The organism is Croceibacterium ferulae, from assembly GCF_003660445.1.
Taxonomy (GTDB): Bacteria; Pseudomonadota; Alphaproteobacteria; order Sphingomonadales; family Sphingomonadaceae; genus Croceibacterium; species Croceibacterium ferulae.
Genome location: NZ_QZVQ01000008.1, coordinates 230207 through 241937 on the forward strand (window position 1 = coordinate 230207; position 11731 = coordinate 241937).

The 11731-nt window shown below is 69.8% G+C and carries 10 protein-coding genes; 7 read left to right on the forward strand and 3 right to left on the reverse strand.

What is annotated here, in order from left to right; translation table 11 throughout:
• The first annotated feature begins 46 nt into the window (after positions 1–46).
• The 3 genes from D5S08_RS11280 (at position 47) to D5S08_RS11290 (ending at position 3430) form a co-directional block, all read left to right on the forward strand.
• Entirely contained in the window at positions 47–1513 is a 1467-nt protein-coding gene (locus tag D5S08_RS11280; protein WP_121118549.1) for a helicase HerA domain-containing protein, read from the forward strand.
• Positions 1514–1875: 362 nt separating this feature from the next.
• Positions 1876–2916 carry a dihydroorotase gene (gene pyrC, locus D5S08_RS11285; RefSeq protein WP_121118551.1) on the forward strand — a complete coding sequence of 347 codons (1041 nt, stop codon included), beginning with the start codon at positions 1876–1878 and terminating at the stop codon, positions 2914–2916.
• 97 nt (positions 2917–3013) lie between these two features.
• The gene (locus D5S08_RS11290; RefSeq protein WP_241557359.1) at positions 3014–3430 is read left to right on the forward strand and encodes a glycine zipper 2TM domain-containing protein; all 417 of its coding nucleotides are present in this window, start codon (positions 3014–3016) and stop codon (positions 3428–3430) included.
• Positions 3431–3455: 25 nt separating this feature from the next.
• On the opposite strand, the gene astD is transcribed toward D5S08_RS11290, so the two are convergent.
• The gene (astD, locus tag D5S08_RS11295) at positions 3456–4874 is read right to left on the reverse strand and encodes a succinylglutamate-semialdehyde dehydrogenase (RefSeq protein ID WP_121118553.1); all 1419 of its coding nucleotides are present in this window, start codon (positions 4872–4874) and stop codon (positions 3456–3458) included.
• A gap of 56 nt (positions 4875–4930) precedes the next feature.
• Entirely contained in the window at positions 4931–6331 is a 1401-nt protein-coding gene (locus D5S08_RS11300; protein WP_121118555.1) for a protein adenylyltransferase SelO family protein, read from the reverse strand.
• A 65-nt stretch (positions 6332–6396) separates the two neighbouring features.
• Between D5S08_RS11300 and D5S08_RS11305 the strand changes: the two genes are divergently transcribed.
• From D5S08_RS11305 to D5S08_RS11320, 4 genes are all read left to right on the forward strand, one after another.
• Positions 6397–7275 (forward strand): alpha/beta fold hydrolase, encoded by an 879-nt coding sequence (locus D5S08_RS11305; protein ID WP_121118557.1) that lies wholly within the window; start codon positions 6397–6399, stop codon positions 7273–7275.
• Positions 7275–8309 (forward strand): glycosyltransferase, encoded by a 1035-nt coding sequence (locus D5S08_RS11310; protein WP_121118559.1) that lies wholly within the window; start codon positions 7275–7277, stop codon positions 8307–8309. Before D5S08_RS11305 ends, D5S08_RS11310 begins: the two co-directional genes overlap by 1 nt.
• Before the next feature lie 111 nt (positions 8310–8420).
• Positions 8421–9209, forward strand: coding sequence for a tetratricopeptide repeat protein (locus D5S08_RS11315; RefSeq protein ID WP_121118561.1), 789 nt, complete (start codon positions 8421–8423; stop codon positions 9207–9209).
• A 3-nt stretch (positions 9210–9212) separates the two neighbouring features.
• A complete protein-coding gene (locus D5S08_RS11320; protein ID WP_121118563.1) occupies positions 9213–10544 on the forward strand; it encodes an outer membrane protein assembly factor BamB family protein in 1332 nt (443 codons plus the stop codon).
• Between the two features lie 6 nt (positions 10545–10550).
• On the opposite strand, the gene D5S08_RS11325 is transcribed toward D5S08_RS11320, so the two are convergent.
• On the reverse strand, positions 10551–11720 hold the full coding sequence (locus D5S08_RS11325; protein WP_121118565.1) for a glycosyltransferase family 4 protein: 1170 nt from the start codon (positions 11718–11720) through the stop codon (positions 10551–10553).
• Positions 11721–11731 lie beyond the last annotated feature (11 nt).

Here is an 11731-nt window from a genome sequence, read left to right on the forward strand (position 1 = left end):
GCTCCCGAGCTTGGGGGCAGGGCCTGCGGCGGCTACATGCTGGCGCATGGAGTCGCGGGTCATCATCGGGGAGCAGCAGGGCGGCGCTGCAGTCCACGTCGACATAGAGGAGCTGCTGGCCACCCGCCTGCTGGTGCAGGGCAATTCCGGCTCCGGCAAATCGCACCTGCTGCGCCGCCTGCTGGAGGAATCCGCCGGCATCGTGCAGCAGATCGTGATCGACCCGGAGGGCGATTTCGTCACTTTGGCCGATCATTTCGACCATGTGGTGATCGACGGTGCCGGCCATTCGGTGGCGGAGATCGAGGCACTGGCCGCCCGCACCCGGCAGCATCGCGCATCCGTGGTCCTGTCGCTGGAAGGGCTGGATGTGGAGCAGCAGATCCGCTGCGCCGCCCATTTCCTGACCGCCCTGTTCGACGCCCCGCGCGAACACTGGTTTCCCGTGCTGGTCGTGGTGGACGAGGCGCAGATGTTCGCGCCCGCCGCCGGCGGCGAGATCAGCGAGGAGACGCGCCGGATCAGCCTGAATGCGATGACCAACCTGATGTGCCGCGGGCGCAAGCGCGGCCTGGCGGGGATCGTCGCGACGCAGCGGCTGGCCAAGCTGGCCAAGAATGTCGCGGCGGAAGCGTCCAACTTCCTGATGGGCCGCACCTTTCTGGATATCGACATGATCCGCGCGGCGGACCTGCTGGGCATGGAACGGCGGCAGGCGGAACAGATCCGCGACCTGGACCGCGGCATGTTCCTGGGCCTTGGCCCGGCCATCACCCGCGTGCCGCTGAAGGTGAAGATCGGCTCCGTCCAGTCCGGCCCGCGCACCAGCACCGGCAGCGGGCTGCTGCCGCTGCCCTCCGCCGCGCCGGCCGAAATGAAGGATCTGCTGCATTCGGAACTGGCGGAGGCGGCCGCCGCGCGCGGCGACATGCCCGCGCCGCCGCCGGCGGCCTTCGTGATGGACCAGCCTTCGGGGTCGGAACGGCTGGCAGAACGCATGGCTGAGCTGGATGCGCAGGCGGCCGAGGCCGATGCCGCCGCGCTGCCGGCCTCCGATGCTGCCGAGCGGGTGGAAATGGTGCTGCGCGATCTGGCCGCCGATCCCAAGGCCGCGTTCCAGCCGACCTCCGCTCTGTTCCAGACCTTCCTGATGCAGTGCCGGCAATATCAGGTGCAATCCGCCGGGATCGACATGGCCGGCTTCCGCCGCCGCTTCGCGCTGGCACAGGCGGGCATGGACCGGCTGGACGAGGAGACGCGCGCCGCGATCCTGCAGCTGGCCGCGCCGCTGGAGGACGATCTGCTCGCCCCCTTCCTGCTGATCGCCCGGCTGGCCGCAACCGGCCACGGCACGCCGGACGAGGATCAGCTGGCGCGTGTCTATGGCACCAGCAGCCCCAGCCGCATCCGCCGCCTGCTGGAACATCTGGAAAAGCGCGGGCTGATCGTCGTGCGGGAGGATTATGGCGGGGAGCGCAGCGTCACCGTGCCGGGGCTCGCCGCCCTCGCCTGATCGCCGCCTTGGCCATTTCCTACACCCGCCCGGCTGTGTCATGGGGGCGCCATGCCGCTTCGCCTCGCTCTCCCTGCCGGTCAGCCCATGTGTGACACGGTGATGCTCCGGCCGTCGTCGCGACGCTCCGCCGGGCATGGTGTCGGTGCCGCCCGCAAGGTGACACCCTTGTCCTTCCGGCGACACCCGGCAGGGCCGGCAAGGCGACAGGTGAACGGCACCATGGTGACGGCGTTGCCCGCCATGGTGACGCCTTCTGCCCGCAAGTTGGCGGCTTTCGCCCGCAAGGTTCCGGAAACGGCGAAACAGCGCCCTGCACACTGTCACCCTGTCACCCCCCTCTGCCTTGAAAGCGTGCTGTCATGAACACGATCACCATCCGCCGGCCCGATGACTGGCATGTCCATCTGCGCGACGGCGATGTGCTGACCGGCGTCACCCCCTACACCGCACGGGTGTTCGGGCGGGCGATCGTCATGCCCAACCTGGTGCCCCCGGTGACCACGGCCGCGATGGCCGATGATTACCGCCGCCGGATCATGGCGGCGGTGCCGGCGGGCAGCGGCTTCACCCCGCTGATGACCTGCTACCTCACCGATTCGACCAGTCCGGTCGACGTGGCCGATGGCCATGCGGCCGGCATCTTCACCGCCGCCAAGCTGTACCCGGCCGGCGCCACCACCAACTCGGCCAGCGGCGTGACGGCCATCCGCAACATCTATCCCGTGCTGGAAGTGATGCAGCGCATCGGCATGGTGCTGTGCGTCCATGGCGAGGTGACCGACCCCGAGATCGACATCTTCGATCGGGAAGCGGTGTTCATCGACCGCGTGCTGGCCCCGCTGCTGCGCGACATGCCGGGCCTGCGTGTGGTGATGGAGCATGCCACCACGTCACAGGCGGTGCAGTTCGTGGAAGGCGCCGGCGACAACATCGCCGCCACCATCACGCCGCAGCACCTGCACATCAACCGCAACGCCATGCTGGTCGGCGGCATCCGCCCGCATGCCTATTGCCTGCCGGTCGCCAAGCGGGAAGAGCACCGGCAGGCGCTGCGCCGCGCGGCGACCGGCGGATCGGGCAAGTTCTTCCTGGGCACCGATTCGGCGCCGCATGCGAAGCACATGAAGGAATCGGGCTGCGGCTGCGCCGGCATCTTCAACGCGCCGCACGCGCTGGAAAGCTATCTGACTGTTTTCGATCAGGAAGATGCACTGGACCGGTTCGAGCGATTCGCCAGCCTGGCAGGCCCGGCCTTCTACCGCCTGCCGGTGAACGAAGGCACGATCACGCTGGTGCGGTCGGAACAGCCAGTTCCGCAGGTTCTGGACGCCGCAGGCACCACGATCGTGCCGTTTCATGCCGGTGAAACGATAGGCTGGAAGATTTTGTCGATGAACTGAGTGGAAAAGTGGTTTTCTTGCAGGATGGTTGCCGAACGTTCAGCTGACCGGGTCTAAACATGAACCAACGACACTTCTGGTTCGAAGGAGACCTAACATGAGCAACCTGCTGAAGACCTCCATCCTCTCCCTGGCTGCTTCCGGCGCGATCTTCACCGTGATGCCGGCCATGGCTGCCGAGCTGCCGGTGGCGCGCACGACCACGTTCTCCACCTTCGAGACGGCAACGGAAGCTTCTGCTGCCGACGAGTGGAACCAGGGTCGCCGGGATCGCGATCGTCGCCGTTATGGCCGCGACCGGAACGACCGCCGCTATGACCGTGACCGCGACTACCGCCCGCAGTGCGAGCGCAAGAGCGGCACCACGGGCCTGATCGTCGGCGGCGCAGCGGGCGCCCTGCTGGGTCGCGAGATCGACGGCGGCCGTGACCGCACTCTCGGTACCGTGCTGGGTGCTGCCGGCGGCGCGCTGCTGGGCCGCGAGATCGAAGGCACCGGCGTGAAGTGCCGCTAAACTGATTGGGTTGCCGCGCCGGTTTCTACCCGGCGCGGAAGCCCACTCCGACACTGGCCCGTGGCTGCGGCACTTCGGTGCTGGCCACGGGATAGGCGCAATAATCGGCCGCGTAGAATGCCGCCGGGCGGTGATTGCCCGACAGGCCCACCCCGCCGAACGGCGCCGCGGAACTGGCGCCATTGGTCGGCCGGTTCCAGTTGACGATCCCCGCCCGCACATTCGCCCAGAACCGATTATATTCCTGCGGGCTGCCGCCGACCAGGCTGGCCGCCAGGCCGAAGCGGGTATCATTGGCTACCGCGATCGCCTCGTCGAAATCGCCCACCCGGAACACCTGCAGCAACGGACCGAACAGCTCCTCGTCCGGGCGCTTGCCGGCCTGGCTCATGTCGATCAGCGCCGGCGTGACGAAGGGCAGGTCATTGCCCATCGGCCGCCGCATCGGCACGATCGCCCGGCCACCGCGCGACAGCAGGTCCACGAAGCCTTCGGTCAGCTGCTCGGCCGCCGCATTGTCGATCACCGGCCCGATGAAGGGCTGCGGATCGTCGAATGGGGCGCCGATCAACATCCGCTCCGTCAGCGCCGCGACCTCGCCCACCACCGCGTCATACAGGCTGTCCTGCACGATCAGCCGGCGCGCCGCGGTGCAGCGCTGGCCGGCGGTGGTGAAGGCCGACTGCACGATCAGCGCGGCGGCATCGGCGACCAGCGGCGTGTTCCACACCATCAGCGGATTGTTGCCGCCCATCTCCAGCGCCACGATCTTGCCCGGATCTTCCGCCAGCGCCCTGTTGATGGCGACGCCCGCGCGGGCGGATCCGGTGAACAGCACGCCGCCGACATCGGGATGCGCCACCAGCGCGCGCCCCTCGTCCGGCCCGCCGACCAGCAGCTGCGCGACATCTTCCGGCACGCCGGCGCGGTGCAGGCAGCCGATCAGGAAGGCGGCAGTGGCCGGCGTCTTCTCGCTGGGCTTCAGCACCACCGCATTGCCCGCGATCAGCGCCGGCACGATGTGGCCGTTGGGCAGGTGCGCGGGGAAGTTGTAGGGGCCGAGCACCGCCATCACCCCGTGCGGCTTGTGGCGGACGGCGGCGGTGGCGCCCATCACCCCGTCCAGCTTGCGCTGCCCGGTCCGCTCGGCATAGGCCTTTACGCTGATCTCGACCTTGGCGATCACCGCCTCGACCTCCGTCAGCGATTCCCAGCGCGGCTTGCCGGTTTCCCGTGCGATCAGATCGGCAAAGGCATCCTGCACCGCACGCACCTCGTTGGCGAAGCGGCGTAGCAGTTCGATCCGGTTGGCCAGCGGGCGGGCGGCCCATTGCGGCCACGCCTGCCGTGCCCGCTCCACTGCCGCGTCCACGTCACCCACGGCCCCGCGCCACAGCTCCGCCCCGGTGGCAGGTTCGAACGAGACGATTTCGGCGTGGGACAAGCGGGGCACCTTGGCAGCTGAAGGGGTTGGCGGTTCTAACGTGGGGCAGGCATCCGTCAAACCGGCAGGTGGCCGGCCGGCTGCGGCGGCTCGCCCAGCGCGTCGCCCAGCGCACGGATGGCGGCGATCTTGGCCTGCAAGGGCTGCCAGTCATCATTCTCGGCGATCGGCTGCCACAGCGCCTCCACCTCCTCGATCAGCAGGCTGGGCGGGGCGTCGGACCAGAGCGGATGATCGCCGGCCACCGGCTCGTAACCGGACAGCGCGGTGGCGAGGTCGCCCTCTGCCCGCCGCCCGCCGCGATGGGCGAAGAAGAAGGCGTCGGGGCCGATCGCGCCTGCTTTCATCGTCCGCTCCGCCGCGGCGATCAGCGCGAAGTCTGCCTCCACGCCCCGGCTCGCCACGCCCAGCCGCCAGCAGAAGCGGCGCGCCATGGCGGCGTTGTACGCCTGCGGGAAGCGCTCCAGCGCGGCGATCAGCGGGGCGCTGTCGGCCAGCCGGCGCAGCGCGATCGCCAGCTGCATCAGGTTCCAGCGGATCGCCTCCGGCTGGCGGCCGAAGGCATACAGGCCCGCATGGTCGAAATAGGCGGCGGTGAAGGTGGAGTCCCATTGTGGCAGCCAGCGCCACGGACCGTAATCGAAGCTTTCGCCCGAGATGTTCATGTTGTCGGTGTTGAGCACGCCATGCACGAAGCCGGCCACCATGTAGCTGGCGGCAAGGTCCGCCATGCGCGTCACGACCTGGTGCAGCAGGATCACCGCCGGCTCGTCCCATCCCGGCGCGTCCTCCGGGGGCGGGGGGCCGGGATAGAGGCGCAGGGCATAGTCGACCAGCTGCGCCAGATGCTCGTCCTCCTCCAGCGCGGCGAGGCGCTGAAAGCTGCCGAAGCGGAGATGGCCGTGGCTCAGCCGCACCAGCACGGCGGAGCGGGTGGGGCTGGGCTCGTCCCCGCGCCACAGTTCCTCGCCCGTTTCCACCACGCTGAAGGTCTTGCTGGTATTGGCGCCCAGCGCTTCCAGCATCTCGGTCGCCAAGATCTCCCGCACGGCGCCCTTCAGCGTCAGCCGGCCATCGCCCGCGCGGCTCCACGGGGTGGTCCCGCTGCCCTTGGTGCCAAGGTCGAGCAGGCGGTCCGCCCCGTCGCGCAGCTGCGCGAACAGGAAACCGCGCCCGTCGCCAAGGTCGGGATTGTACACCTGGAACTGGTGCCCGTGATAACGCAGGGCCAGCGGCACGGGCAGATTGCCCGGCAACGCGGTGAAGCGGCCGAAATGGCCGGTCCATTCGCTGTCGCTCAGGCCGGCAAGACCGACGGTGGCAGCCCATCGCTGGTTGCGGAAGCGTAGGGTCGCCCGGGGGAAATCGGCCGCGGCGACCTCGTCCCCCAGCCACGCTGCGATTGTGCCGATCCGCGGATCGGGGCGGTAGGGGGCGGGTTGCGGTTCGGCGCGCATGCTTTCAATAGTGGGAACGGGCAGGCCGGCGCGCAACCAAGCGGTGCCGGAACAGGACGGGTCGGATGCAGGAAGCGGGCTACCAGACGGGCGAGTGGACCAGCGATGACGGGCTGGTGCTGCGCTATCGCGACTATCCGGGGCGGGAAGATCGCCCGCCGATCCTGTGCATCCCCGGCCTGACCCGCAATGCCAGAGATTTTGAACCGGTCGCCGAAGCCTTTGCCGGCGAGTGGCGGGTGCTGTGCGCCGATCTGCGCGGCCGCGGGCAGAGCGATTATGCGCGGGATCCCGCCAGCTACATGCCGCTGCGCTATGTCGCGGATGTCGCCGCGCTGCTGGATCAGGCGGGGCTGTCCCGGGTGGTGGCGGTCGGCACTTCGCTGGGCGGCATCGTCACCATGCTGCTGGCGGCGCAGATGCCTGAACGGATCGCCGGGGCGGTGCTGAACGATATCGGCCCTGATATCGAGGCAGTGGGCCTGGCGCGCATCCGCGAATATGTCGGGCAGGGGCGCAGTTTCCCCACCTGGATGCATGCCGCCCGGGCCTTGCGCGAACAGTCGGAAGCAACCCATCCGGATTATGCCATCGCAGACTGGCTGCGCATGGCCAAGCGGCTGATGTGCGTGGGCGCCGGCGGGCGGATTGCCTTCGATTACGACATGAAGATTGCCGAGCCGTTCTCCGCCCCGCTGCCCGATGAGGCGCCGGCGCCCGACATGTGGCCGTTGCTGCATGCCCTGGCCGGGCGGCCCGTGCTGGCGATCCGGGGCGAGCTGTCGGACATCCTGTCCGCCGCTACCCTGACGCGGATGGAGCGGGAGGTGCCAGGTCTGGATAGCGTCACCGTGCCGCGCACCGGCCATGCACCCACGCTGGAGGAACCGGAGGTCCAGGCAGCGATCGCCCGGCTGCTCACCCGTGTGGTGGAGGCGGGTTGATGGGCGGTATCCTGCACTGGGTGGCGCCGGGCGCCGATGCGCTGCCAGACCGCTGCGCAACAGCGGTCGCCACCATGACCGGGAAGGTGCCGCAGGTGCTGGCGGGCGATGGGCCGGTGCCGACCATGCGCGGCGTGCAGGTGACCACGCTTCCGCCGCTGGCGGGTCGGCCCCGGCCCAGGCGGTTGAAGGAGCTGGCGGCGGCGATGGCAGGCTTCGACCTGCTGTGTACCTGGGGCGGGGGAGCGCTGGACGCGGTGCTGGCGCATACGCTGTTCGCCGATTTCTATCGCCTGGCGCCGCTGGTTCACCATGAAGGTGCGGGCGCGGGGCGCAGCACGCTGTACCGGCGCATCGCGCTGGGGCGCAGCGCGGCGATCGTGGTGCCGGATGCGGCGACCGAGAAGCTGGCGCTGGAGCGTTGGCAGCAGCCACGCGGCCGCGTGCGGATGATCGCCGACGGCATCGAACTGGCGCCGTTCGGCCGCCAGCCAAAGCGCGATGCGCTGCCCGGCCTGGTCAAGCGACGGGACGAGTTGTGGCTGGGCGTGCCGGCGGACGGGGATGCGGCGGCACTGATCGCCGTGCTGCCCCGCCTGCCGGAACAATGGCAGATGGTGGTGTGGGGCCCCGGCGCGGACCGGGCGGCGCTGCTGGCGGCGGCAGAGGCGGTGGGGCAGGACCACCGCGTGCTGTTCGCCGGGGATGCGCCGGCGCAGCAGATGCTGCCGCTGTGCGATCTGTTCGCCACGGCGGGGCCGCTGTCGCCGGTCACCGTGTTGCAGGCAATGGCGGCCGGATTGCCGGTGGTGGCCCCGCGCGGCGGGGTGCATGGCCTGCCAGCCAGCGCCAATGGCCCGTTGCTGGCGCCGGATGCGGCCGGCCTGATCGAGGCGGTGGCGGTGCTGGCACCCGATGCGGGCCGACGCGGCAGCATCGGGCAGGCGAACCGCGCGCAAGCGGTGGCGGAGCATGATGTGACCGTGATGGTCGAACGGCATCGGGCGCTGTATCGCGGGCTGATGCGGCGCTGAGCCGTTCGTCCCGCAGCGGACCGGCTTAATCACCGGTTCACGCCGGGAATTGAATTGCAGCGGCCTTGCGCTAAAGCGCCGGCTTCCCTTCTTGCAGCAGATCGAGCGACCTTGGCCCTCCCTTCCGACATCGACACCGCCCGCGCCGAACGGCTGGCCGCACGCCGGCAGGCGGAAGAATCCGTAATGGTGCGCGAAGTGGACGAAGCGGTCCGCAAGGAAGAGTTCGGGGAGATCGCCCGGCGCTATGCCGTGCCGGTCGGCCTGGGCGTGCTGGCGGTGCTGCTGGCGCTGGGTGGCTGGCTGTTCTGGCAGGACCGCCAGGCGGCGGAGCAGGAGACCCGGTCCGAACAGCTGGTCTCCGCCCTGGACGAACTGGAAGGCGGATCGCCCGAGCAGGCCGCCAAGGAACTGGCCGTCATCGCGGAAGAGGGCGACGGCATCGCGGCACTGTCCGCCCGCCTTGCCCAGGCTGGTCTCGCCTTGCGTGGCGAGCGGCGGCCCGAAGCCCTGACCATCTTCCGCGAGATCAGCGCGGATGACAGCGCGCCCAAGCCATACCGCGATGTCGCGACCATCCGCCTGGCCGCCGCGGAGTTCGAGGACGTGCCCCCGCAGACCATCATCGACCGGCTGAAGCCGCTGGCCGTGCCCGGCAATCCGTGGTTCGGCAGCGCGGGCGAAATGGTCGCGATGGCCTATCTGAAACAGAACCGCACCGATCTGGCCGGGCCGCTGCTGGTGCAGATCGCCCGGGACGAGGCGGTGCCGCCCACCTTGCGATCCCGCACCCGGCAGCTCGCCGGGCTGCTCGGCTTCGATGCGGTGGATGACAGCGACCTGTCGCTCGGCGGAACTCCGCCGGCCGCAGGCGCTGCTCCCCGCCCCCAACAGGACTGACCCATGCTGCGCAAGCCCCGCATTCTCCTGACCCTGCCGCTGCTCTCGCTGCTGGCTGCCTGCGGCATCTTCGGCGGCGGCGATGACGGTCCGCGTACGCCCACCGTGGGCAACCGTACCCCGATCCTGTCGCGCGTGAGCCAGGTGGTGGAGGCGGACGAATCGCTTGCCAACACGCCGGTGGTGCTGCCCGCGCAGGCGCCGACCGCCGAATGGCCGCAGCCCGGCGGCAATGCGGCCAAGGCCGCGGGCCATGCCGCCCTGTCCGCCGCGCCCGCCCGGGTGTGGAGCGTGCAGGTCGCCGGCTCGACCAACCGCCGCCGCCTCGCCTCCAGCCCGGTGGTAGGTCAGGGCCTGCTGTTCGTGGCAGACACGGCCGGCGTGGTCCATGCCTTCGATGCCGCAACCGGCGCGGTCCGCTGGACCAACCGGATCGAGGTGCCGCAGAACCTGGCGGGCGTCACCTATGGTGGCGGGGCCAGCTATTTCGACGGGCGCCTGTTCGTGACGAATGGCGCGGGCGACGTGATCGCGCTGAATGCGGGGGATGGCGCCGAATTGTGGCGGGTGAAGCCGGCCGGGCCGTTGCGCGGTGCGCCGACCGTGGCCTTCAACGCCGTCTATGTGATGACGCAGGACAACCAGATCCACGCGCTGAACATCGCCGATGGTGCGCCGGTCTGGCGCGATGTCGCCGCCAGCGGGCAATCGGGCGTGTTCGGCGTGGCGGCTCCTGCCGCCGGGCAGGGCACGGTGATCGCCGGTTATTCCAGCGGCGAACTGGTCGCCTATCGTTACGAGAACGGCCGTACCCTGTGGTCCGACGCGCTGGCGCGCACTTCGCTGTCCACCTCGGTCGGGTCGCTGACCGATGTGGATGCCGATCCAATCATCGATGCCGGGCGCGTCTACGCGCTGGGGCAGGGCGGGCGCATGGCCGCTTACGAGCTGCTGACCGGGCAGCGCGTGTGGGAGCTGAACCTGGCGGGCATCTCCACCCCCACGGTCGCGGGCGACTGGATCTTCACCCTGACCGACGATTCGCGCCTGCTGGCGATCGCCAAGGCGACCGGCCGGGTGAAGTGGATCACGCAGCTGCGCCGCTGGCGTGACGAGGAGGACCGCGAGGGGCCGGTGTTCTGGACCGGACCGCTGGCGGCCGGCGGAAAGCTGTGGGTGGCGAGTTCGCGTGGGGAGGTCAGCTCGGTCGATCCCGCCACCGGCGAAGCGACGCCGTTCACGGACCTGGAGAAGGCGGTCACGCTGAACCCGATCGCGGCCGGCGGCACGATGTACATCATGGACGATAGCGGGCGCATCACCGCCTGGCGGTGATGGAAGTCAGGCGGCCCGACGCACCGGGCCGCCGCGCGCGCCGATCAGCCGGGCATAGGTGTCGACCACCGTCCCGTTGATCGCATCCCAGCCAAAGGCGGCGCTGCGCCGTTCCCCCGCCGCGCCCATCCGGCTGCGCAGCTGGCGATCGGTCACCAGCCGGCCCACCGCATCGGCAAAGCCGGCGATGTCGCCCGGTTGCACCAGCAAACCAGTCTCCCCGGCCACGATCAGGCTGTTGCTGCCCGTCGCATCGGCGCCCACCACCGGCACGCCGCAGGCCATCGCCTCCAGCGTGACATTGCCGAAGGTTTCGGTAATCGACGGGTTCAGCAGCAGGTCCATCGCGGCCACCGCGCGGCCCAGATCCGCGCCCTTCTGGAACCCGGCGAAGATGGTATCGGCCGGCAAATTCTGCGTCAGCCATTCATGCGCCGGCCCTTCGCCCACCACCAGCACGCGGGCCGCGATGCCGCGATGCTTCAATTCCGCCAGCGTGCCGGCGAACACGTCCAGCCCCTTTTCCATGACCAGCCGGCCAAGGAAACCGATCGCCACCTCGCCATCGGCAAGGCCCTGTGCGCGCCGCCAGCCAAGGTCGCGCGCGGCCGGGTGGAAGATGGCGCGATCCACGCCGCGCTGCCACAGGGCGATGTCGCCGTTCATGGCCTGGTCGCGCAACACCTGCGCCATCCCCTCCGACGGGGCGACCAGCGCGTCGCACCGGCTGTAGAAGCGGCGCAGCAGCGATTCCACCAGCGGTTCGATGAAGCCCAGGTGATAGTAGCGCGGGTAGGTTTCGAACCGCGTGTGGACGGAGGCCAGAAGGGGCAGGTCGTGCCGTCGCGCCCAGCCTGCCGCCTGCTGGCAGGCGATGTCGGGCGATGCGACATGGACGATCGTGGGGCCGAATGCGGCAAGATCGCGCTTCACCGATGCGGACAGGCCCAGCGGGAAGCGGTATTCGCCGCGTCCGGGAAAGGCGATGGACGGCACGCTGACCAGATCGCCCTTCGGCTCGAAGGCGGGCTGCGGAATGGTGGGGGCATAGACGCGCACCGCGGCGCCCTGCCGCAGCAGGTAGTCCACCAGCCGGTTCAGCGCCTGGTTGGCGCCATCACGCACGTAATTGTAATTGCCGCTGAAGAGCGCGACCCGCAGGGCTGCCATGTCCATGCGGGCGGCCT

What these genes read in the sequence shown, in the direction of transcription:
- D5S08_RS11310 (WP_121118559.1), top strand. Translation starts at nt 7,275, where the DNA reads ATGGGCGGTATCCTGCACTGGGTGGCGCCGGGCGCCGATGCGCTGCCA.
- D5S08_RS11320 (WP_121118563.1), top strand. Translation starts at nt 9,213, where the DNA reads ATGCTGCGCAAGCCCCGCATTCTCCTGACCCTGCCGCTGCTCTCGCTG.
- D5S08_RS11280 (WP_121118549.1), top strand. Translation starts at nt 47, where the DNA reads ATGGAGTCGCGGGTCATCATCGGGGAGCAGCAGGGCGGCGCTGCAGTC.
- pyrC (WP_121118551.1), top strand. Translation starts at nt 1,876, where the DNA reads ATGAACACGATCACCATCCGCCGGCCCGATGACTGGCATGTCCATCTG.
- D5S08_RS11290 (WP_241557359.1), top strand. Translation starts at nt 3,014, where the DNA reads ATGAGCAACCTGCTGAAGACCTCCATCCTCTCCCTGGCTGCTTCCGGC.
- D5S08_RS11300 (WP_121118555.1), bottom strand. Translation starts at nt 6,331, where the DNA reads ATGCGCGCCGAACCGCAACCCGCCCCCTACCGCCCCGATCCGCGGATC.
- D5S08_RS11325 (WP_121118565.1), bottom strand. Translation starts at nt 11,720, where the DNA reads ATGGACATGGCAGCCCTGCGGGTCGCGCTCTTCAGCGGCAATTACAAT.
- D5S08_RS11305 (WP_121118557.1), top strand. Translation starts at nt 6,397, where the DNA reads ATGCAGGAAGCGGGCTACCAGACGGGCGAGTGGACCAGCGATGACGGG.